The sequence below is a fragment of the Comamonas koreensis genome (assembly GCF_021026195.1).
Taxonomy (GTDB): Bacteria; Pseudomonadota; Gammaproteobacteria; order Burkholderiales; family Burkholderiaceae_C; genus Comamonas; species Comamonas koreensis.
In genome coordinates this window covers 225,210-247,189 of sequence record NZ_JAJNCT010000034.1, presented here as the reverse complement: position 1 = coordinate 247,189, position 21,980 = coordinate 225,210, and the positions used below count along the sequence as shown (strand labels likewise).

Here is a 21,980-nt window from a genome sequence, read left to right as displayed (position 1 = left end):
CCATGTCCGAGAAAACCAGATTCGATAGCTCGCTGACCTCGTCCAAACAGTGGATTGCAGCGGCGCTGATTGCGGCCGTTGGTGTGGCCGGTGGCGCCTATTTGTTGCGGGGCCCCGGCAGCGCAGCCGCTGCACCGGCATCAGGCCATGCCGATGCGCCATCCCACAAAGATGGCGAGCACCATGGCGAGGCCGCTGCCAATACGGATGCCAAGACGGGTGCCAAAGCAGGTGCCCAAGCCGATGCGCACCAGGAGGCTGACCAGCATGGCGATGAAGAACACCACGATGAGAAAGCCGAGGCCGGCAGCAAGGATGCGCATGGCGCTGCGGCCGGCGGCCATGCCGAAGGCGAAGAAGCGGGCGAGGGCCTGGTCAAGCTGAGCCCAGCCCAGGCCAAGGCGGCCGGTTTGGTGGTGGCCCAGGCGGGGCCGGCGTCGATCAAAAAGCAAGTGCTGCTGCCCGGCGAGATCCGCTTTGACGAAGACCGCACGGCCCATGTGGTGCCCAGGGTGGCGGGGGTGGTGGCCTCGGTCCATGCCCAACTGGGCGAGCAGGTGGCCAAGGGGCAGCTGCTGGCGGTGATCCAGAGCCCGGCGGTGTCGGACCAGCGCAGCGAGCTGCAAACGGCGCAGCGGCGCCTGGCTTTTGCCAAGCGCAACCACGAGCGCGAAAAGCAGCTGTGGCAGGAGCGCATCTCTGCCGAGCAGGACTACCAGGCAGCCCAGCAAGCGCTGCAGGAGGCCGAGATTGCCGTGGCCAATGCCGCGCAAAAGCTGTCCGCCATTGGGGCGGGCGCAGGCGCGGGCACCGGCGGATCGAGCCGCTATGAGCTGCGTGCGCCGCTGGCCGGCATGGTCGTCGAGAAGCACCTGACCGTGGGCGAATCGGTGACCGACAGCACGGCCTCGTTCACCGTCTCGGACCTGCGCTCGGTCTGGGCGGAGATCAGCGTGGCCGCGCCGCAGCTGCCGGATGTGCGAATGGGTGCGCCAGTCGTCGTGCGTGCCACCGCATTTGATTCCCAGGCCGAAGGCCGGATTGCCTATGTGGGTGCGTTGATTGGCGCGCAAACCCGCACCGCGCCGGCGCGCGTGGCACTGGCCAACCCGCAGGGGGTATGGCGGCCGGGTCTGTTTGTGGATGTGGAACTGCTGGCCGGAGAAACGCCCGTCCCCATTGCGGTGGACGCCAAGGCCATCCAGCGCCCCGACGGCAAGGAGAGCGTGGTGTTTGTGCCGGCCGAGGGCGGCTACCAGGCCCAGGTGGTGCAGCTGGGCGCGACGGACGGCAAGACCACCGAGGTCACATCGGGCCTGAAGGCGGGGCAGAGCTATGTCAAGGAGGGCTCGTTCCTGCTGCGGGCCGAGCTGGGCAAGGCATCTGCCGAGCACGCGCATTGATCGGGAGTCCGCATGTTTGAGCGCATCATCCGTTTTTCCATCGAGCAGCGCTGGCTGGTCATCCTGGCGGTTTTCGCCATGGCTGCACTGGGCGTTTTCAGCTACCAGCGCCTGTCCATCGATGCCGTGCCTGACATCACCAATGTGCAGGTACAGATCAACACCCAGGCGCCGGGCTATTCGCCGCTGGAGACCGAGCAACGCATCACCTACCCCATCGAGACCGTGATGGCCGGCCTGCCGCACCTGGAGCAGACGCGTTCGCTGTCGCGCTATGGGCTGTCGCAGGTGACGGTGATCTTCAAGGACGGCACCGACATCTACTTTGCGCGCCAGCTGGTCAATGAGCGCATCCAGGAGGCGCGTGAGAAGCTGCCGCCCGGTATTGCGCCGAGCATTGGCCCCATCTCCACCGGCCTGGGCGAGATCTATCTCTGGACGGTGGAGGCCGAGGAGGGCGCCAAAAAGGCTGATGGCAGCCTCTACACCCCCATGGACCTGCGCGAGATCCAGGACTGGGTCATCAAACCCCAGCTGCGCAATGTGCCCGGTGTGACCGAGATCAACTCCATCGGCGGCTTTGCCAAGGAGTACCTGGTGGCTCCCCGGCCGGACAAGCTCGCGTCCTATGGCATCTCGATGGACAAGCTGGTGGCGGCACTGCAGAGCAACAACACCAATGTGGGCGCCGGCTATATCGAGCGCGAAGGCGAGCAGTACCTGATCCGCGCGCCCGGCCAGGTCAAGGGCATTGCAGACATCCAGGAAGTGATTGTGGGCAGCACCCAAGGCCAGCCGGTGCGCGTGCGCGACCTGGCCGAGGTGAGCCTGGGCCGCGAGCTGCGCACGGGCGCGGCCACCGACAACGGCCGCGAGGTGGTGCTGGGCACCGTGTTCATGCTGATCGGGGAGAACAGCCGCATCGTCTCCAAGGCGGTGGATGCGCGCATGGAATCGATCCGCAAGACCTTGCCCGAGGGGGTGAAGATCGTGACCGTCTACGACCGCACGACGTTGGTGGAAAAAGCCATTGCCACGGTGAAGAAAAACCTGGTCGAAGGCGCGGCGCTGGTGGTGGTGGTGCTGTTTCTGTTTCTGGGCAATATCCGCGCTGCGCTGATCACGGCGCTCATCATCCCGCTGTCGATGCTGTTCACCTTCAGCGGCATGGTGAAGTACGGGATCAGCGCCAACCTGATGAGCCTGGGCGCGCTGGATTTCGGCATCATCATCGATGGGGCGGTGGTGATTGTGGAGAACTGCGTGCGGCGCCTGGCGCATGCGCAGGAGCGCAAGGGCAGCCCGCTGTCGCGCAGCGAGCGCTTCCATGAAGTGTTTGCAGCGGCCAAGGAAGCCCGCCGGCCGCTGCTGTTCGGGCAGCTGATCATCATGGTGGTCTACCTGCCGATCTTTGCGCTGACGGGGGTGGAGGGCAAGATGTTCCACCCGATGGCGCTGACCGTGGTGCTGGCGCTGGCGGGCGCGATGCTGCTGTCCATCACCTTTATCCCGGCGGCGATTGCGCTTTTCATCGGGGCGCGGGTGAGCGAGAAGGAAAACCGCCTGATGACCTGGGCGCGCAAGGCCTACGAGCCCTTGCTGGCGCGGGTGATGCGCATGCCGGTGGTGGTGCTAACGGCAGCCGTCGTCTCGGTGGCCCTGAGCCTGCTGCTGGCATCGCGCCTGGGCAGCGAGTTTGCGCCCAACCTGAACGAGGGCGACTTCGCGATCCAGGCGCTGCGCGTGCCGGGCACGAGCCTCACGCAATCGCTGGAGATGCAGATGCAGATCGAGCGCGCGCTCAAGAAGCAGGTGCCCGAGATCGAGCGTGTGTTTGCCCGCACCGGCACGGCCGAGATTGCCTCGGACCCGATGCCGCCCAATATCTCGGACGGCTACATCATGCTCAAGCCGCGTGCGCAGTGGCCTGACCCGCAGCGCAGCCGCGAGGACCTGCTCGCCCAGGTGCAGGAGGTCGTCGAGGCGATACCGGGCAGCAACTACGAGTTCTCGCAACCGATTCAGCTGCGCTTCAACGAGCTGATATCGGGCGTGCGCAGCGATGTGGCGGTGAAGGTGTTTGGCGACGATATGCAGGTGCTGGAGCGCACTGCCCAATCGATTGCCACGATGCTGCAGAAGGTGCCCGGCGCCTCCGAGGTGAAGGTGGAGCAGACCACGGGCCTGCCGATGCTGACGGTGCAGGTGGACCGGGAAAAGGCATCGCGCTATGGCCTGAACATGGGCGATGTGCAGCAGACCATTGCCACGGCGGTGGGCGGCCAGGAGGCTGGCACAGTGTTTGAAGGCGACCGGCGCTTTGACATCCAGGTGCGCCTGCCCGAGGCCCTGCGCAGCGACCTGGCCGCGCTGGAGCGCCTGCCCATTGCGCTGCCGCAGCAGGAGGGCAGCCGGCTGGGCTTTGTTCCCTTGTCGGCGGTGGCCAGCTTTGCGCTGTCGCCCGGGCCCAACCAGGTCAGCCGGGAGGATGGCAAGCGCCGCATTGTGGTGAGCGCCAATGTGCGCGGCCGCGATATCGGCTCCTTTGTCGAGCAGGCGCAGCAGGACCTGGGTGCGATGGCGCTGCCCAGCGGCTATTGGACACGCTGGGGCGGCACCTTTGAGAACCTGCAATCCGCCCAGCAGCGGCTGCAGATTGTGGTGCCCGTCGCTCTGCTGCTGGTGTTCACCCTGCTGTTTGCGATGTTCAACAACGTGCGCGATGGCCTGATCGTCTTTACCGGCATTCCGTTTGCGCTGACCGGCGGCATTCTGGCGCTGTGGCTGCGCGGTATTCCGCTGTCCATCTCGGCGGCGATCGGCTTTATTGCGCTGTCCGGCGTGGCTGTGTTGAACGGCCTGGTGATGATCTCGTCGATCCGCGCGCTGCGCGAGGGTGGGCTGGCCGTTCCCGATGCCGTGCACACCGGTGCGCTGTCGCGCCTGCGGCCGGTGTTGATGACGGCCCTGGTGGCATCGCTGGGCTTTGTGCCGATGGCCATTGCAACCGGCACGGGTGCCGAGGTGCAGCGGCCGCTGGCCACTGTAGTGATTGGCGGCATCCTGTCGTCAACCGTATTGACCTTGTTGGTGCTGCCCTTGCTGTACCGCCTGGTGCACCGGCGCGATCCGTCGGAGGACGAGTTGGACGATAAGGAAGGCGCTCACAAGCCCGCTGTTCACCCGGCTTGAGCCGCTCTAAAGAACTGACAACAAAGCCATGGCTTAGGGACCCTCTGCAAAACTCCCTGCCGTGGTCTGAACGCGGACTCGGGCGATCCGCTGCGTTGTCTTCCTTGTCAATAGCTACGGCTATTGACTGCAAAAGACGCCTTGCGTCTCATCCCGATCCGCGTCCATCCCGCTTGGCGAGGGTTCTGCAGAGCATCCCTAACCCGCCATGGCTTTGTTTTATCTGCGGTTGGTGCAGCCCGCGCATTGCAGCAATGTCATCTGGCTGTGGGGCTTTGGTCAGCGTGTTTTTTCAACAATGGAGCCATCTCGAATGCAGTCGCAGCGAGAGTATTTTCACCCTTATGAAAGGCATTGCAACCATGCAAAAGACACGCACTTCCACCCTGTTGTCCCTGGCGTTCGCAGCCCTGTCGCTGGGCATGCTGAACAGCGCATCGGCCAGCGCGACCTTGCACTCGGCACCAACGGAGAAGGGCTACGAACTCTACCCCGAGCATGCGCAGCCGGGCAAGAGCCGCGCGCAGGTGCAGGCAGAGACGGTAGAGGCGCTGCAAAAGCGCGGCCCCAACGCCTTGCGCAGCAGCAACTACCCGCCCGCGCCTGTCGCTTCCGGCCCAGGCAAGACGCGTCAGCAGGTGATTGATGAGTACAGCAGCGAGACGCCGGCGGAGAGAAAGGCCCGCCTCAAGCTGTATCGCGGTTAACGTTCAGGCTCTAGAAGGTGGCGCAACAAGCCACCTTTTTTTGTGTCGGCGGATATAAAAACGAACCAGCGCCTAGCGCACATGCAGATGTTGTTTGATCGCCGGGGCTGCCGGCGTCTCGGCCAGGCCGGCGAGGATGCCGCAGTGCTCCACGTCCTGGGTGCCCCGGCAGCGGTCACGCAGAGCGATCAGCTGGGCTTCCAGTCCGCGCAGCTCCTGGATGCGCAGAGCGACATGGCCGATATGCGCTTCGATCAGCTTGTCGACGGTTTCGGCGCAGTCCTGGGCGGGCTCGTCCTTGTAGCGCAGCAGCTCGCGCACTTCGTCCAGTGACATCTGCAGCCCCCGGCAGTTGCGGATGAACTGCAGGCGCTCCAGGTGTTGCTCTTCGTAGACGCGGTAGTTGCTGGCAGTGCGCGTGGGCTGCGGCAGCAGGCCTTCGCGCTCGTAGTAGCGGATGGTTTCCACGGGTGTGGCAGAGGCCGTGGCCAGTTCACCGATTTTCATGTCATTGCCCTCATGTCCATACGGAGTCTAGCGATTTAGGCTTGACATTGTAGTTACTACAGGGTTTTTAATCGAAGCAACAGGGAGCACGCTCTATGACCCCAACGAATTCCAAGCCCATGACTGCCCATTCCGACACCACGCAACGCCATGCCCATGGCCAAGCTGCGGCATCCTGCTGCGCTGGCAAAGACCACCAGGCCGCCGCAGTGGCCGCCAACGAGCATGGCCACAGCCATGATCACGACAACGATCACGATCACGACCATGCGCATTCGCATTCCCCTGCAGCAACGGCTGCGGCGCATGCACATACCGATTGCTGCACCCCCGATCTGGGCCCTGCCGCCCAGGCCAGCTCGGCCTTGAAGGCCGATGACGGTGCCTTGCTGCTGCGCATTCCCGCGATGGACTGCCCCGTGGAAGAGGGGCAGATCCGCCAGATCCTCGAAGGCGCGGCGGGCGTTAAGCTGCTGCAGTTTGACCTGCCGGCCCGCACCTTGCGGGTGGAGGCCGACCCGCAGCAATGGGCCGCAGTGACGGAGAAGATCCAGTCCGCAGGCTTTGCCACCGAGACGCTGTCGGCGCCCCCGGCCGCTGCCGATGTGCAAAAGGCGCAGCGTGTGGAGCTCTACCGCCTGATTGCGGCCTTGGTGGTGGCAGCCACCGCAGAGCTGCTGCACCTGCTGACACCCGAAACCTCGGTCTGGCGCATGGTCGGCATGGCCGTCGCCGCGCTGGCGATTGCGTTGTCAGGCCTGGGCGTATTCCAGAAAGGCCTGTCGGCGTTGCTGCGCGGCCAGCTGGGCATCAATGCACTGATGAGCGTGGCGGTGATTGGCGCCTTTGTGATCGGCCAGTGGCCTGAGGCGGCCATGGTGATGGCGCTGTACTCGCTGGCCGAGTTGATTGAGGCGCGCTCGGTGGACCGCGCGCGCAATGCGATTGCCCAGCTGCTGGCGCTGTCGCCGCCGCAGATCGAGGCCAGGCAGGCCGACGGCAGCTGGCAGATCCAGGATGCCAAGACAGTGGCGGTCGGCACCCTGGCGCGGGTCAAGCCCGGTGAGCGCTTTGCGCTGGATGGCGTGGTGACCAGCGGCCAAAGCGCGGTGGACCAGTCCTCCGTCACCGGCGAGAGCATTCCGGTGGACAAGGCACCGGGCGACCCGGTTTTTGCCGGCACCATCAACCAAAGCGGCTCGCTGGAGTTCGAGGTCAGCAAGCGCTCGACCGACACGGTTTTGGCCCGCATCATCCACGCGGTGGAGCAGGCCCAGGGCCAGCGCGCGCCCACGCAGCGTTTTGTGGACAGCTTTGCGCGCATCTACACCCCCGCTGTCTTTGTGCTGGCCGTCGCAGTCGCCGTGCTGCCCCCGTTGATGCTGGACTGGCCTTGGCTGACTGCTATCTACAAGGCGCTGGTGCTGCTGGTCATCGCCTGCCCTTGCGCGCTGGTGATCTCCACGCCGGTGACCGTTGTCAGCGGCCTGTCGGCAGCGGCCCGCCGAGGCATTCTGGTCAAGGGCGGCGCCTATCTGGAAGAGGCGCGCAAGCTGCGCGTGGTGGCGCTGGACAAGACCGGCACCATCACCGCCGGCACCCCCCAGCTGGTGCAGACCCGCATGCTGTCGACCAGCACCGATGCCCGGCAGATCGAGCGCATCGCCAAGAGCCTGGCCGCGCGCTCGGACCACCCTGTCTCCAAGGCGGTCGCCGCCGGTATCGATGGCGAGGCGCTGGAGGTAGATAACTTTGCGGCCGAGCTGGGCCGTGGCGTCAAAGGCGATATCGCCGGCCAGAGCTATGTGCTGGGCAACCACCGCTGGATCCACGAGCGCGGCCAGTGCTCTGCCGAGGTGGAGGCACTGATGCTGGCGATGGAAGAGCAGGGGCAGACCGTCTCGGTGCTGGCCAGCGCGCAAGGCGTGCTGGGGTTGTTTGCGGTGGCGGACACCACCAAGGAATCGAGCAAGCAGGCCATTGCCGAGCTGAAGGCCCTGGGCATCCGCACGGTGATGCTGACCGGCGACAACGAAGCCACCGCCCGCGCCATTGCTGCGCAAGTGGGCATCGACGAGGTCAAGGCCAACCTGCTGCCCGAGGACAAGCTCCAGGTCATCAACGGCCTGGTGGCCCAGCAACCGGCCGGCATGGTGGGCGATGGCGTCAACGATTCCCCCAGCCTGGCTGCCGCGTCGATCGGCTTCTCGATGGGCGGCGCCGGCACCGACATCGCCAAGGAAGCCGCCGACATCCTCATCATGAACGACGACCTGCGCCGCGTGCCGGAAACCGTGCAACTCTCCAAACGCACCTACGCCATCCTGTGGCAAAACATCATCTTCGCGCTGGGCATCAAAGTGGTGTTCTTCGCGCTGGCGGTGTTTGGCAATGCCTCCATGTGGATGGCGGTGTTTGCCGATATGGGGGCGAGTTTGCTGGTGGTGTTCAATGGGCTGCGGTTGCTGCGGGGTGGGGGCAAGGCATAAGCCTGGCTCTTTGAACAGGTTCTTGGGCGCTGCTTTTTTCCAGTGGCCTCCAAGATAGCCCTCACTGGATTGCCAAGCGATCTACCTGTCGCACTCCGCTATCGAGTGGCAGCGCTAGAGTGCTGCCGCCGGCCTTAATAGGTGCCCATATAGTCGCGCTTGCCAACCTCCACACCGTTGTGGCGCAAGATGGCATAGGCGGTGGTCACATGGAAGAAGAACTGCGGCAGACCATAGTGCAGCAGATAGGCACTGGCGGTCAGCTTCTTTTCCTTGGGCGTGCCGGGGCGCAATACGATGTCGCGGCTTTCGCTCAGATCAAACTGCGCGGCTGGGAAGGATTCGAGATGGGCCAGCGCCTTGGCGATCAAGGCTTGCAGGTCAGCGAAGCTGGTCTCCGTGTCGGGCCAGGATGGCACTTCGGCGCCGGCCAGGCGGGAGGCGATGCCCTTGGAGAAGTCCGAGGCGATCTGCACCTGGCGAACCAGCGGAAACATTTCGGGGAACAGCCGTGCCTGCAGCAGCGCATTGGGATCGATGTTGCGTTGCGCCGCATGGTCTTCGGCCTTCTTGAGCACCTCTGACAGGGCTCGCAACATCTGCTGCATGACGGGAATGGAGGCGGTGTACAGCGGGCTGGTCATAGAGGGTTCACTTTTTGAAATGGCACGATGGCCGTGGTGGGGCTGGCAGAGATTCTGCCTGGCATGGGAGGCTACCAGCAAACGAATCCAACAGCGCGCATGGTGCCGTTATCGGCTGGCTGGACGCCAGTTGCATCCATGAACATAGGCCGACGACAATCTATGACCAGGTGGGGGACACCGCCATGAACCGGGCCCAGATGGTCCTATCGATGCCGCCGATCTGATGCAGCCCATGCTGCGCAACCCCTGTCCTGCTGCTGAAGGAAAACCGATGAAAAAATTCTTGCCGCTCTGCGCCCTGGTGTTGCCATTCGCTCTCACCGGCCAGGCCATCGCCGGTGCCAATACTGCGCAACTAAATTGCACTAGCAGCCATGCCGGGCAGGCGATAAGCCTGGTGGGCGCTATTCCCGCCTCCATCGTGGATGTCGATCTGCAACTTTCCTACGGTGCGCAAACCCTGGGCTTGGCGTCGCCGCAGGCAGAGGCCACTGAGCGCACGGATTTTCGCCGTGGCATCTTCAAGTTGGATGTGGCCCTGTCGGGGGCCAACCGGCTGCAGCTTCAGGCCCAACCCAAGAGCATCAAGTACAAGGGCAGCATGGGGGGCGGCAAACTCAAGGCCAGCTTTGTGGCCACAATCCAAGAGGCTCCGGAGCCCTTTCAAGCCGCGCTGAAAGGAGCTGAGCTTCGGTGTAGCTATGCCTATGAAATTTGAGTAGAGGGCTCGGCTGCGGGCTGCTTGAGAAGTAAGAGGTTCCAATCAACTCCAAGCCGCATCACCGCCAACTGCCCGTATATGCAGGCGATTTGTGCATTCCAGCGTCAATGGTGTTCATGTGTAGACAAAAAAATCTGGGTTGATACATGCAATTGAACGTGCAGGTTAGCGCATTGGCTTGCCGCCAGTGAAAGCCGCTGGCCATCAAGACCAACGGCTTTCTGTAGCCATCAAGCCTTGAACGTTAGCCAAGGCTTCAAGCGAACGCTGGCGCGGATCAAACCTGCCTGCTCCTGGGCCTGCAAAACGGGCCCCACAGGTTTGTAGGCGCTGGATGCTTCCTCGATGAGCCGCTCCTCACGCAAGGTGATGCATTGCCAGACCGTGTCGACCAGGGGCTGCTTCATTCGGCGGATATCCTGGCGGCGCACCTGGCGACCAGCGCCGTGGCTGCAGGAGCGCAGCCAGTCTTCGTGGCCCAGGCCCTTGACCAGGTAGGAGTGGTCGCCCATCGATCCGGGAATCAAGGCCCACTGGCCATCATGCGCGGGCGTGGAGCCTTTGCGGTGCACATTGAATTCGCCTTCTTGCAGAACCACGTTGTGTGGCACATCCACAATCACCGACGATGCATCTGGCGCTGCAATGTCGGCCAATTGCTGGCGCACGATTTCGCCCAGGGCCATGCGGTTGAACCAGGCGTAGCGGGCGGCCACGCCCATGGCCTTCATGTACTCGGCAGCCAGATGGCCGCTCAAGCCATAGAGCCCATGGCTGGGGTGTTTGAGGCCTTGGGGCCACTCTTGTTTTGCCAGGTCCATCCAACGGCGGCCCACATAGAAGCCGACATCGCGCGAGCCGGTGTGGATCATCACGGTAATATCGCCTTTTTTAAGGCCGGCTTCGTAAGCCGCATGCCGCTCGAAGACCTCGTCGACAACGTTGAACTCCAGAAAATGGTTGCCTCCGCCCAGCTCCGCTGCAGAGGGCGGACGCACGATTTCGCGGCTTTGCATCAAGGCCTCAGGCCCATAGCGTGCATCGCCCTGGAAGCTGCCGAGCCCCACGCAGGCTGCCAGCTCGCGCTGAAGTTGATCGCGATCGGCGGCGCGCCATAGGCCCAGCTCCGGCAACTGCTCCAGAAAGCTGGCTGGGCCATCGTCAAACAGCGCCTTGAAGCCGGCACTGCGCACCGGCACATCGCGGCCATTCTCCAGGATGGCTCTCTTGAGCTTGGCAATGATGCTGGTCTTGTGTGCCTCGGCCTGGGCCAGGTTGAGTCCCGTGCGCATGATCCGGATGCCACAGTTGATGTCGTTGCCTATCGCGGCGGGTATGACAAAGTCCCGCGATGTGGCGACCACGGCGCCAACCGGCGCAATGCTGCCCGGGTGGAAGTCGGGCGTTGCACAGGCCTTGCAGACAGCGCCTTGGCCCTGCGGATCGGCCACGGAGGCAAACTCAAGCAGCTGGGTCACTGCCTTTTGCTCCAGGGGCAAAGTGGCGGGCAGCAGGATCGATGCCGCTGCATGCGCGTTGTGGATGTTGTAGATACCGTCTCGGAACGAGACATGGATGCCCTGGCGAGACAGGGCTTTTTGGAGTCGGGGAAAGTTCGACATGATGCTGAAAACAGGTACGCAAACAAACACCCTCCGTGTGACGGAGGGTCTACGCACCTTCTGGCAGCAGCACCAAGAAGGATGAGGTGGCCGAGTATAGGCCACCTGGGTTTCCATGCGAAGGCCCATTTGTTGGGCGAGGCATTTGCGCAACGCGGTGTGCAGGGTTGCGCGTCATGCGCAGTAACGAAATCGCTCAGGCTGGCCGTGCATCCCATGCTGGTGTGTAAGCTGTCCAGTCCATTAAATGGGCATCACTAGCAGCTTGGTAGCTCGATGGCTTCAACAGATGTCGAACATGGCAAAGGCAGTACAGCACAATGGGCAAATTCGGATTGGCACCGGCTGTTGAGACTATGGTTCGAGAGGAGTTGGTATGCATGGCGTTGATGAGACGCTCCGATTGGAGACCAAGAACGCAGTGGTTAACACTGCCCGCGACCTTGCCCATCGCAGGACCCCATTCATAGAGGGGATTCGTCTGTTGGCTGCGCTGAGGTTCAGTGATTCACGCCTTGAAAACGATCCTGACTTTATGCTTTTCGTTGCGATAGCGAGCGAAACGGATCACCATCCTTCGCCAGAAGTTCGTAAGCATTGCTCCCAAGCTTGGCTTGAGAAGTGCGACAGCGAGGCATTGGCGCTGCACGAGGAGCATCTGAGACTCGTGCGCTTGGCATGTGACCGGCTCATTGAACGGTTTTCATAAGTGCTGCACCGTATTGGCAGAAAGGATCGCGCTACCGATGGCAGTTTGGCAATTCGACCTCCTATTCATACCTCGCGATGGCCACTTGCCGGTCAGGGCGCAAGAATGCTTTGATGCGTCAACATTTTCAAGTCACGAAGCGTCTGTTGCACAGGTTTGGTTATTGGATCGCCTCGGTGAGCCGGATGAAATGATGGACGACTGGTTTGTTTACGGAAGCACAGCAGGAAATAGAGTCGACGTGGTTCTTGATGAGGCGTTGGAAGAGGGGATCAGTGCTCGTATTGATGCGAGGTCCCGAGACTCCGAGTTCGTCAATCGGATTTGCGATCTCTGCAAGTTACTGGAGGCAAAACTTTTCTCCGTTGAACTTTGGAGGTTGGCGGAAGCCAGTCCTTCGGCCATTGAATCGGCATTCAGGTGTTCCCGCGCTGCAGCATATATACAAGATCCCGAGCGCTTTCTTCGGGATGCGGTGCGTCCAGGACTGACGCCACCCTGAGGGCTGGGGGGCATCCAATATGCCTGGCAGCGCGCTCTAGAGTGAGCAAATTTGCGCAGATGCTTGCAATGGTTCTTGAGACTGAATCTCTCAGGTATCAGGTGGCACCTGTCTCACATCACCTCAAACCCCATACCGCTTCAACACCAACGAAGCATTCACCCCCCCAAACCCAAACCCGTTGAGCATCGCATGCTCGATCGCATGCGCCCGCGCACTGCCGCGAATCAGATCCAGACCGTCGGCTAAAGGGTCCGGGTTGTCCAGATTAAGCACAGGCGGCGCCATCTGGTCGCGCAAGGCCAAGACGGTAAAGATGGCAGCAGCCCCGCCGGCGGCGCCCAGCATATGCCCCAGGGCCGATTTGGTGGCGGTGATGGAGGGGCCCGTGCTGGCGCCAAACACCTGGCGGATGGCAGCGAGCTCGCCGCGATCGCCAACCGGGGTGGAGGTGGCATGGGCATTGAGGTGCTGGATATCGCTTGGTTGGAGTTGCGCCTGGCGCAAGGCGGCGCGCATGGAGCGGGCGGCGCCCGATCCGTCCTCGGGGCCGGAGGTGACATGGTAGGCATCGGCCGAGGTGCCATAGCCCACAACTTCGGCCAGCGGCGTAGCACCGCGCGCCAGCGCATGGTCCAAAGCCTCCAGCACCAGAAGGCCTGCGCCTTCGGCCATCACAAAGCCTTCGCGCGCCATGTCAAAAGGCCGGGACACCTGGCCTGGATAGTCCTCGCCGCCGGTGGCGACAGCCTTGGCGGCGGCAAAGCTGCCCAGCGCCACACGGTCAATCGTGGCTTCGCTGCCGCCGCACAGCGCCATGTCGGCCTCGTTGTTGCGGATCAAGCGTGCCGCATCGCCAATCGCCTGGATGCTGGCGGCGCAGGCGGTGACTGGCGCGCCCAGCGGGCCCTTGAGCTGGTGGCGGATGGAGACCTGCCCGGCGGCCAGGTTGGCCAGAAAGGCCGGCACGGTAAAGGGCGAGAGGCGCTGCGGCCCTTTGCCGTCAGTGGTGCGTACGGCGTCGGTAATGGTGCTGAAGCCGCCCACGCCGGAGCCGATGACGGTGGCGGCGCGCTCCAACTGTTCGGCGCTGGCTTGGCCCCACTGCGCATGCGCCAGCGCCTGGTCAGCGGCGCCCAGCGCAAAGGCGATGAAGCGGTCCATGCGGCGCAGCTCTTTGGCGGCGATGATGGCCTCGGCGCTCCAGCCGGCTTGCGGGTCTTCTTGCAAACTGGGTACGCGGCCAGCGACGGTGACGCCGGTGCCTTCACCGACCTCGGCGGCCAGCGCACGCACGCCCGACTGGCCCGCCAGCAAACGCTGCCAGGCCAGCTCCACATTGCAACCCAGCGGTGACACCAGGCCCAGCCCGGTGATAACGACACGACGATCCATATGGCAGCTTTCGCGGTTGGGCGCCATCGCGGTACAACGAGCGCCCAGCCTTATTGATGATGGGCGTCATCATAAATGAGTTTTGATGATGGGTATCATCTAACGCATGAAAGTCAGCAAAGCACAAGCCGCCGAAAACCGCGAAGGCATCGTGGATGCCGCTGCGCGCCTCTACCGCGAAAAGGGCCTGGAGGGCGTGGGCGTGGCCGAGATCACGCGTGATGCGGGCCTGACGCATGGCGGGCTCTACCGCCACTTTGCATCCAAGGATGCCCTCGCCAGAGAGGCCTGCCTGCGCGCCTTTGACTGGACCATCACGCCGCTCGAAGGTCTGGATGCCGCTGCTGCCGATGATGCGCCGCCCGCCCGGCTGCGCGCCTTGGTGCATGGCTACCTGTCGGCCAACCACCGTGACCACCCCGGCGAAGGCTGCCCCGCCGCCGCCTTGGCCACCGATGCGGCCCGCGCCGGGCCGGAGATGTCCGAAGCATTTGCGCAAGGGGTGGAGCGCAATATCCAGCGCTTTATGGAAGTCGTGCCGGGCGATGGGCCTGCCAAGCGCGCCCAGACCATCGTGACGCTCAGCAGCATGGTGGGGGCCCTGGTGCTGGCCCGCGCTACGGCGGCGGGCAACCCGGCGTTGTCTGAGGAGATCTTGGCTACTTTGCGGGAGCAGTTGGCGCCGCCTGCGGAGTGGGCGGCGCCCGATGTGAGGACGGTTAGCGCTTCTTCTGGGTCCTCTTGACCATGCCCTGCCAAGCCAGTGCCACGAGAACCAGGCTGATACTGGGATCGAGAAGCAGGGGAGCCCACGCGTAAGCTTTCAGGGATCCTCCTGGATAGAAATACATCGCGATGCTGGCGGACAGCCCGCATATCCACGGAGGCGCGAAGCTGAATCCTTTCTTACTGATCTGGGCCTCGATAAGAGATGCCCAATTTAGCAGCAGGACCAAGGTGCAAGCGGCAATGAGTGCAAGCGTTCCAATTTGGATGATCGTCATTGAATGCTGTATTTAAAAACGTAGGCGTTTGACCCGGATTGGAAACGCAGGCTAGATCCTAATGGCTACCGATTCTTTTCCCGCTTCAAGTGCCGCCCCAGCCATTCCACAAATCCCTTGGCACACGCCACTTGGCGGAAGGGGACATCAGCGATATGGGCAAGGTATGGCCGTTCCAATCAGGTAGTAAAGGTGCCTGACTGCATCATCGATTCCGCCAGCAGCCGGTGGCTCTGACCAATGCCCCAGCCCGCAGCCAGGATGGCAATCTGGCCTTGGCTGCGGCGGCAGGCAACCGGTAGCTGTCTGAGGAAATCTTGGCTACCTTGCGGGAACAGTTGGCGCCTCCGGTTGTTGAAGGATAGCGGCGACGCTATGTTGGATACAGCCGGCAAATCGCGATCAACGGTTGCATTTTCAGCGGCTCCACATTTGACACCACCTGCATATAAATCTACAATTTAAGTATTTAAGTCTGTATTTCCAACTTAAGCAGCAGAATTGTGGAATTAAATTTCTCTACTCCCGAGGAAATTGTTCAACGTATTTGCGACCGCCTGCGCGTGGAGCGCGTGGCTCAGGCGATGACCCAAGGCGAGTTGGCAGCGCGCGCGGGAGTGAGTAAATCGACGATCTCCAACGTGGAGTCAGGTCACTCCGTGAAGCTGGAATACATTGTGCGAGTGGCGATGGCCTTGGGGCGCAGCAGCGAGCTTGAAAACCTTTTTCTTCCTTCTCTCGGTAGCATTGACGATGTAAATCGTTATGAGGCCACTGCGAATCGGCAGCGCGTCAGAAACAAGGGCTCCCGTGCTTGAAACCGTCAACATCTACTACGAAGGCTGGGGCGAACGATGGCTCTGGGGCACCTTGGTGCGCACGCGGCGCGTTACCTCTCGGCCCGTGACCGTCTTTGAATACAGCAGCGAAGCGCTGAGCCGCAATATCGAGCTCTCGTCCCATCGGCTGCCTCTCAAGCAAAAGACCACCAAAGGCTTTCCTGTACACCAGCTGGAGCTGCCAGGCCCTGCCTATGATGCTTTGCCCGACGGCTGGGGCATGCTCTTGATGGATCGGCTATTTCGCAAACGGCAGCTTTCGCCTGCCAGCATCGGTCCGCTGGAGCGCTTGGCCTATGTGGGCAACAACGCGCTGGGTGCCATGACCTTCGAGCCTGTGGCTCCAGAAGGCATGGAGTCGGATCAGCACGTATCGCTGGAAAGCTTGGCTTTGGGCGTTCAGGAGGTCATGCGCGGTAAGGGCGGCGAATACCTGGAGATGCTGATGCAAGTGGGTGGATCGCCCCAAGGTGCACGGCCCAAGGCTCTGGTGTACCGAGACCCGCTGACCTTGGAATTCACGACCGCCCATATCGCAGGTTATGAGCCTTGGCTGGTCAAGTTTCCAGCCAAGTCCGAACACCCGGAAGTCTGCGCCATCGAATCGGTGTACGCCCATTGCCTGCAGCTGTGCGATGTGCAAACGCCCGATAGCCTGCATTTCCATCTGCCGGGCGGCCATGCAGCGTTTGCCAGCAAGCGGTTCGATCGTCTCCATGACATGCGTATACCTGTCCAAAGCCTGGCATCGTTTACCGGGGCGGACTACCAAGGGCCTGGCTCTCTCAACTACCAGAACTTTTTGCGTGCCACCCACCTGTGCACCCGAGATATCCGCCAGAAGGCCGTGGCATTTGAGCGTGCGCTGTTCAATGTGGTATTCAACAACCGTGATGACCACACCAAGAATTTCTCCTACCGCATGGACCAGGCGGGGAATTGGCAGTTATCGCCAGCGTATGACGTGACGTATTGCACAGGTCCGGGAGGCTGGCACCAGATGGACGTCTGCGGCGAAGCCTTGAACATCGGCCGGGAGCAGATGATGCAACTGGCCGCCGAAGCGGATTTGACAATGCAAGCGGCAAGCGAGTTGATCGAAAAGATGGGAGCGGTGGCAAGTCGGTTCACATCCATCGCAGCAGAACTGCACAGGGGTGCGATTCAGAAAGAGACATTGCAGGAAATTCAACGCCAGATTGATGCCAACTTGGCCCGTCTTCGTTAGCGCAAGCGGATTGGTAAAGCTGTGAAACGGAGAGGGTTGCACTCATCTTTGATGACAATCGGCTATAGCGGTAGCTGCCATGCAGATGAAGAAATTGCTGATCTTTGATTTGGACGAGACCCTGGTGCATGCTGTGGCCGAACCGTTTGCGCATCCCGCTGATTTTGCGTGGCAGGAACACCATGTGTATGTGCGTCCACATCTACAGACGCTCCTGCAGAAAACCAGTCTGTGTTACGACTTTGCTGTGTGATCCTCTGCGTCACGCGCCTATGTGGACGCCGTGATCGCGCATTTATTCCGCCCTCCATTTGATCTGCGTTTCGCCTGGTCGGTAGAGCGCTGTGTTCAGCGCATCCATCCGCAGACCAATGGCTATGTGTACATCAAGGATCTCCGAAAGGTGCAGAGCCAGGGCTACGCGCTGGAGCAGATTCTGATCGTCGATGACTCGCCGGAGAAAGTGATGCGTCAGCCAAAGAATCTTGTCGCTATCCAAGCGTTTCAGGGCCAGCAAGATGACAAGGCGTTGCTCCAGCTTGCCGACGATTTGCTGGCGCGTGCGTGCTGACGCCGTGAACCCTGTGCCCAAATCATTCACTCCGGCGCCCCAAACGCCCCTTCGCGTGACAGCCCATAGCCGGCAATGAAGAACTCGTAGCGCAGCCCCGTAGCCACATCGGTCGCAGTCTCGATGCCAATCGTCTCCAGTGCGCCCTCCAGGATCTGCGCCTGCTTCAAGGGCTTGGCATCAATCTGCTGGGCGACGATATAGCTCCCATCCGCTGCCCGAAAAACCACATCGCCCTTGGGCGTCACTGCCTCAATCACATTCTGCATAGCTGGCTCCAAATCCATCGTGGCCGGGCCCTTTGGCCCGCTGCCTTAGGGGTCACTGTACGCATGCGGCAGCTGCGGCGGTAGAGGGCGCCGGCTTGCAGAACTCGTAATCCAGATTTACGAATGGGTTTGGGGATACATTCACATTCATGACGAATCTGCGCGCTATCGACATCTTTGTCAAAGCCCTGGAAGGGGGCTCCATCGCCTCGGCTGCACGCCAGCTGGGTATCTCTCCGGCGGCGGCCAGCCAGAACATTGCGCGGCTGGAGCGCGAGCTGGGCACGCGGCTGATCACGCGCACCACGCGCTCAATGGCGTTGACCGAAGCGGGCGAGCGCTACCTGGCCCGGGTGGCGCCGGTGCTGGATGAACTGGCGCGCGCGCAGGCCGATGTGTCGCTGGTGCATGGGGCCGTGCAAGGGCGGCTGCGCGTGGCCTGCATGGCCGCCTTTGGCCGCCATGTGTTGGCGCCCTTGCTGCCGGCCTTCCAGGCGCGCCACCCGCAGCTGGAGCTGGAATTGCTGGTGACCGACCGCGATGTCGATGTGCTCAAGGAGGATGTGGACGTCAGCATCCGCTACCGCGATGTGCTGGAGCCCGGGATGTCCGTGCGACCACTCGCCGCCATGCCGCGCTTTCTGTATGCCTCGCCCGCGTATCTGGAAAAGCATGGCCGCCCGCAGGTGGCCGAGGATCTGCTGCAGCATGCCTGCTTGCTGTACCGCCGCGAGCGGGACGGGCGCTTTATGCGCTGGCCCTTTGTGCGCGATGGCCGCCGGATCGACCCCGGCCTGCGCATTGCCGCCATTGGCACCGATATCGATGCGCTGGTGGAGCTGGCGGTTGCCGGTGGCGGCATCGTCTGGGCTGGCAGCTTTATCACCCAGCGCCATGTGCAGGAAGGACGGCTGGTGCCGCTGGTGCTGCAGCCCGCGCGCAAGGGCCGCAAAGCCGCACCGGGACCGCTGCAGCTGGAGGATGTGACCCTGGACTTTTTTGCCTGCTTCCGCGACCGGCAGTATGTGCCTGCGAAGGTGCGAAGCTTTGTGGACTATTTGCTGGAGGTGCTGCCGGAGCATCCGGCGTTGGCGCAGGTGCCAGCCAGCGAAGCGCCCTAACGATGCGCGCTGGGTTGGTGCTTGCCTGCGTTATCAAGCACTGCCGTACTTCAAATGGATCAGCGGATAAGGTCGCCCCTGTCCATCCACCGCCGAACGCCCGGTGCGCCGAAAGCCCATCTTTTCGTAAAAGCCCACGGCCTGTGCATTCTGCTCGTTCACATCGGTGCTCATCTCTGCATGCAGTGACAGCCCATGGCGCACCAGCTCGGCGCCCAGGCCTTGGCCCCGGGCGGCGGGGTCTACGAACAGTGCTTCCATGTGGCCGTTGTCGATGAGCATAAAGGCGAGCGGGTGGTCCTGCGCATCAACGGCCAGCCAGAGCGGCGCCTGGGGCAGGAAGCTGCTGACCAGCGCATCGAGGGCCGCTCGGTCCTCTGGTTGCAAGAAGTGGTGGGTGGCGTCTACGGCCTGGCGCCAGATATCGACGGCGCGTGGGCCATCTTCGGGGCGGGAGGGGCGGATAGTGATCATCCTGGAATTATGCACAGGCCTGCTGTGCTGGGGGCCTGAGGCGCTCACGGCGCAACTGCGCATGGGCATGGCACAACCCACGGCTGGCATCGGCATCCAATAACAATTAAGCTCCACCGTTATGGAGTTTTTAGCAGAACAGTGGGGCTGACGATGGCGCGCAACGGGACCCTTATCCAGCAGGTGATGGCACATGTGCGTGCCGGTATGGCCTCGCGCAGCTACTTGCCGGGCACGCGGCTGCCATCGGTGCGGCAGCAGGCGGGGCTGCTGGGCATGTCGGTATCGACGGTGGTGGAGGCTTATGAGCGGCTGGCGGCCGAGGGCCTGGTCGTTGCGCGGCCGGGGGCTGGCTTTTATGTCAACGGGCCGGTGGCACCGCTGGCACTGCTGGAGCTGGGGCCCAAGCTGGACCGGGTGGTTGATCCGCTCTGGGTGTCGCGCCAATCGCTGGAGAGTGCGCAGACCACCTTGCGCCCGGGCTGCGGCTGGCTGCCGCCGGACTGGATGTTTGAAGAGGGCATTCGGCGCGCGCTGCGTGCGCAGGCGCGGGGGCCGCTGGCGGAGCTGACCGAATATGCCACGCCGCTGGGCAGCCCGGGCCTGCGCCAGCTGCTGGCCAGGCGCATGGCGGCCACCGGCATTGAGGTGTCGCCCGAGCAGGTGATGCTGACCGAGTCAGGCACGCAGGCCATCGACCTGGTGTGCCGCTTCCTGCTCAAGCCTGGCGACAAGGTGCTGGTCGATGACCCCTGCTACTTCAACTTCCATGCGCTGCTCAAGGCGCACCAGGTACAGGCGGTGGGCGTGCCCTACACGCAGCAGGGCCCCGATGTGCAGCTGTTCGACAAGGCCCTGCAAGAGCACCAGCCCCGGCTCTACATCACCAATGCCGGCATCCACAACCCCACGGGTGCCGCGCTGTCGCCGCTGGTCGCGCACCGGCTGCTCAAGCTGGTGGAAAGCTCGGACCTGGTGATTGTGGAAGACGATATCTTTGCCGACTTCGAGAACCAACATGCGCCCCGGCTGGCTGCGTTTGACGGGCTGGCCCGGGTGATCCAGATCGGCAGCTTTTCCAAGACCATCTCCGCCTCGGTGCGCTGTGGCTACCTGGCGGCGCGGCCCGAATGGATCGAGGGCCTGGTCGATCTGAAGCTGGCCACCACCTTTGGCGCCGGGCGGCTGGCGCAGGACATCATCCTGAAAACCCTGACCGACAGCGGCTACCGCAAGCACATGGACCTGGTGCGCCAGCGCCTGGCCGAGAACATGGAGAAGGTGGCCCAGCGGCTGCGCAAGCTGCGGGTGGAGCCCGCCTTGATGCCGCAGTCCGGCATGTTTCTGTGGTGCCGTCTGCCGCAAGGCGCCGATGCTGCGGCGGTGGCAAAGGCTTGCCTGCAGGAAGGGGTGGTGCTGGCGCCAGGCAACTCGTTCAGCCAGTCGCAGTCGGCGGGGGATTATGTGCGATTCAATGTGTCGCAGTGCGCAGATGAGCGGGTGTTTGCGGTGCTGGCCCGGGCCTTGAACCAAGCCACGGCGAGCCGCTGACGGCTGCCTTTTTGCGCAGCCCTTCATCAACTGTATTGCTTTTTATTGATAACAGTTTCTTTGAACTGTACTGCACTGTGTCTGGTGCGCAGTGCAGGCCCCATGGTGTACTCCTGGCTCGATCAAGGAGTGTTGCATGGAGAAAAGTACGGGCGGCTGGGTCAATGGCCTGGTCGGTGTGGCGATTTTTGCCGGGTCGCTACCGGCCACGCGGGTGGCGGTGGCGGATTTGAACCCCAGTTTTTTGACCTGCGCCCGCGCCGTGGTGGCGGCGCTGTTGGGTGGTGCGTTTTTGCTGGCCCAGCGTGCGCGCCGGCCTGCGGCAGCCGATGTGCCGTCACTCGCAATTGCGGCCTTGGGCGTGGTGGTGGGTTTTCCGCTGCTGACGGCCTTGGCGCTGCAGCGCATGACTTCCGCCTATTCCATCGTCTTTATCGGCTTGCTGCCGCTGTCCACCGCCATTTTTGCGGTACTGCGTGGCGGTGAGCGGCCCGGGGGGCTGTTCTGGGTCTTCTCGCTGGTGGGGGCTGCCGTGGTGGCGGGCTATGCCGCCCTGGGCGGCGGGCAAGGCACGCTGAGTGGCGATCTGCTGATGCTGGCCGCTGTGCTGGTCTGCGGCATGGGCTATGCCGAGGGCGCGCGCCTGTCGCGCACGCTGGGCGGCTGGCAGGTCATCAGCTGGGCCTTGATTTTGTCGCTGCCGCTGATGCTGCCGTTGGCGCTGTGGCTGGCCCCTACCAGCCTGGCGCATGTGCGCAGCGCCACCTGGCTCAGCTTTGTCTATGTGGCAGTCTTCAGCCAGCTGATCGGCTTTGTGTTCTGGTACCGGGGCCTGGCGCAAGGGGGCATTGCGGCGGTCGGCCAGCTGCAGCTGCTGCAGCCCTTTATGGGTTTGGCTTTGGCTGCTGTGCTGCTGCATGAGCAGGTCAGCTGGTCGATGCTGGTCGTGACCCTGGTGGCGGTGGTCTGCGTGGCGGGGGCCAAGAAATACGCCTGATCCAGCCGCCACACGGCGTTTGACAGCAGCTG

Annotated in this window: 20 protein-coding genes and 1 pseudogene; 14 read left to right on the top strand and 7 right to left on the bottom strand. The window is 62.8% G+C overall.

What is annotated here, in order from left to right:
• Nucleotides 1-2 precede the first annotated feature (2 nt).
• The 3 genes from LPW39_RS22880 (at nt 3) to LPW39_RS22870 (ending at nt 5,302) form a co-directional block, all read left to right on the top strand.
• Nucleotides 3-1,403, top strand: a complete 1,401-nt coding sequence (locus tag LPW39_RS22880) for an efflux RND transporter periplasmic adaptor subunit (protein ID WP_230780923.1) — start codon at nt 3-5, stop codon at nt 1,401-1,403.
• Between the two features lie 12 nt (nt 1,404-1,415).
• Nucleotides 1,416-4,595: a CusA/CzcA family heavy metal efflux RND transporter gene (locus LPW39_RS22875; RefSeq protein WP_230780922.1), complete on the top strand. Its 3,180-nt coding sequence runs from the start codon at nt 1,416-1,418 to the stop codon at nt 4,593-4,595.
• Nucleotides 4,596-4,957: 362 nt separating this feature from the next.
• Nucleotides 4,958-5,302 (top strand): DUF4148 domain-containing protein, encoded by a 345-nt coding sequence (locus LPW39_RS22870; RefSeq protein ID WP_230780920.1) that lies wholly within the window; start codon nt 4,958-4,960, stop codon nt 5,300-5,302.
• Between the two features lie 72 nt (nt 5,303-5,374).
• On the opposite strand, the gene cadR is transcribed toward LPW39_RS22870, so the two are convergent.
• Nucleotides 5,375-5,809 (bottom strand): Cd(II)/Pb(II)-responsive transcriptional regulator, encoded by a 435-nt coding sequence (gene cadR, locus LPW39_RS22865; RefSeq protein ID WP_230780918.1) that lies wholly within the window; start codon nt 5,807-5,809, stop codon nt 5,375-5,377.
• 119 nt (nt 5,810-5,928) lie between these two features.
• Here cadR and LPW39_RS22860 point away from each other — a divergent pair, with 119 nt between their 5' ends.
• Nucleotides 5,929-8,298: a heavy metal translocating P-type ATPase gene (locus LPW39_RS22860; RefSeq protein ID WP_407928906.1), complete on the top strand. Its 2,370-nt coding sequence runs from the start codon at nt 5,929-5,931 to the stop codon at nt 8,296-8,298.
• A gap of 134 nt (nt 8,299-8,432) precedes the next feature.
• Here the strand turns inward: LPW39_RS22860 and LPW39_RS22855 are convergent, their stop codons facing one another.
• Complete coding sequence (locus tag LPW39_RS22855; protein ID WP_230780910.1) at nt 8,433-8,942, bottom strand: DUF1993 domain-containing protein; 510 nt, start codon at nt 8,940-8,942, stop codon at nt 8,433-8,435.
• A gap of 235 nt (nt 8,943-9,177) precedes the next feature.
• Here LPW39_RS22855 and LPW39_RS22850 point away from each other — a divergent pair, with 235 nt between their 5' ends.
• Nucleotides 9,178-9,663 carry a hypothetical protein gene (locus LPW39_RS22850; protein ID WP_230780908.1) on the top strand — a complete coding sequence of 162 codons (486 nt, stop codon included), beginning with the start codon at nt 9,178-9,180 and terminating at the stop codon, nt 9,661-9,663.
• Between the two features lie 233 nt (nt 9,664-9,896).
• Here the strand turns inward: LPW39_RS22850 and LPW39_RS22845 are convergent, their stop codons facing one another.
• Nucleotides 9,897-11,288, bottom strand: a complete 1,392-nt coding sequence (locus tag LPW39_RS22845) for an RtcB family protein (protein ID WP_230780907.1) — start codon at nt 11,286-11,288, stop codon at nt 9,897-9,899.
• A 376-nt stretch (nt 11,289-11,664) separates the two neighbouring features.
• Here LPW39_RS22845 and LPW39_RS22840 point away from each other — a divergent pair, with 376 nt between their 5' ends.
• Nucleotides 11,665-11,997, top strand: coding sequence for a hypothetical protein (locus LPW39_RS22840; protein ID WP_230780905.1), 333 nt, complete (start codon nt 11,665-11,667; stop codon nt 11,995-11,997).
• Nucleotides 11,998-12,034: 37 nt separating this feature from the next.
• Nucleotides 12,035-12,499: a hypothetical protein gene (locus tag LPW39_RS22835; RefSeq protein WP_230780903.1), complete on the top strand. Its 465-nt coding sequence runs from the start codon at nt 12,035-12,037 to the stop codon at nt 12,497-12,499.
• Between the two features lie 123 nt (nt 12,500-12,622).
• Here LPW39_RS22835 and LPW39_RS22830 read toward each other — a convergent pair whose 3' ends face one another.
• Complete coding sequence (locus LPW39_RS22830) at nt 12,623-13,894, bottom strand: beta-ketoacyl-[acyl-carrier-protein] synthase II (RefSeq protein ID WP_230780902.1); 1,272 nt, start codon at nt 13,892-13,894, stop codon at nt 12,623-12,625.
• A 106-nt stretch (nt 13,895-14,000) separates the two neighbouring features.
• Between LPW39_RS22830 and LPW39_RS22825 the strand changes: the two genes are divergently transcribed.
• A complete protein-coding gene (locus tag LPW39_RS22825; RefSeq protein ID WP_230780900.1) occupies nt 14,001-14,639 on the top strand; it encodes a TetR/AcrR family transcriptional regulator in 639 nt (212 codons plus the stop codon).
• Here the strand turns inward: LPW39_RS22825 and LPW39_RS22820 are convergent.
• Nucleotides 14,614-14,898 carry a hypothetical protein gene (locus LPW39_RS22820; RefSeq protein ID WP_230780898.1) on the bottom strand — a complete coding sequence of 95 codons (285 nt, stop codon included), beginning with the start codon at nt 14,896-14,898 and terminating at the stop codon, nt 14,614-14,616. The genes LPW39_RS22825 and LPW39_RS22820 overlap by 26 nt on opposite strands.
• Before the next feature lie 503 nt (nt 14,899-15,401).
• Between LPW39_RS22820 and LPW39_RS22815 the strand changes: the two genes are divergently transcribed.
• From LPW39_RS22815 to LPW39_RS22805, 3 genes and pseudogenes are all read left to right on the top strand, one after another.
• Nucleotides 15,402-15,716, top strand: coding sequence for a helix-turn-helix transcriptional regulator (locus tag LPW39_RS22815; protein WP_330166630.1), 315 nt, complete (start codon nt 15,402-15,404; stop codon nt 15,714-15,716).
• Nucleotides 15,709-16,965 (top strand): type II toxin-antitoxin system HipA family toxin, encoded by a 1,257-nt coding sequence (locus LPW39_RS22810; RefSeq protein ID WP_230780896.1) that lies wholly within the window; start codon nt 15,709-15,711, stop codon nt 16,963-16,965. The genes LPW39_RS22815 and LPW39_RS22810 overlap by 8 nt, the downstream gene beginning before the upstream one ends.
• 79 nt (nt 16,966-17,044) lie before the next feature.
• Nucleotides 17,045-17,536: pseudogene (locus LPW39_RS22805) on the top strand (NIF family HAD-type phosphatase).
• 26 nt (nt 17,537-17,562) lie between these two features.
• Here the strand turns inward: LPW39_RS22805 and LPW39_RS22800 are convergent.
• Nucleotides 17,563-17,805 (bottom strand): hypothetical protein, encoded by a 243-nt coding sequence (locus tag LPW39_RS22800; RefSeq protein WP_133855114.1) that lies wholly within the window; start codon nt 17,803-17,805, stop codon nt 17,563-17,565.
• Nucleotides 17,806-17,954: 149 nt separating this feature from the next.
• Here LPW39_RS22800 and LPW39_RS22795 point away from each other — a divergent pair, with 149 nt between their 5' ends.
• Entirely contained in the window at nt 17,955-18,926 is a 972-nt protein-coding gene (locus LPW39_RS22795; protein WP_230780894.1) for a LysR family transcriptional regulator, read from the top strand.
• Nucleotides 18,927-18,959: 33 nt separating this feature from the next.
• On the opposite strand, the gene LPW39_RS22790 is transcribed toward LPW39_RS22795, so the two are convergent.
• Nucleotides 18,960-19,400, bottom strand: a complete 441-nt coding sequence (locus LPW39_RS22790; protein WP_230780892.1) for an acetyltransferase — start codon at nt 19,398-19,400, stop codon at nt 18,960-18,962.
• A 153-nt stretch (nt 19,401-19,553) separates the two neighbouring features.
• Between LPW39_RS22790 and LPW39_RS22785 the strand changes: the two genes are divergently transcribed.
• Nucleotides 19,554-20,951, top strand: a complete 1,398-nt coding sequence (locus tag LPW39_RS22785) for an aminotransferase-like domain-containing protein (protein ID WP_230780890.1) — start codon at nt 19,554-19,556, stop codon at nt 20,949-20,951.
• 136 nt (nt 20,952-21,087) lie between these two features.
• Complete coding sequence (locus LPW39_RS22780) at nt 21,088-21,948, top strand: DMT family transporter (RefSeq protein WP_230780888.1); 861 nt, start codon at nt 21,088-21,090, stop codon at nt 21,946-21,948.
• Nucleotides 21,949-21,980: the final 32 nt, after the last annotated feature.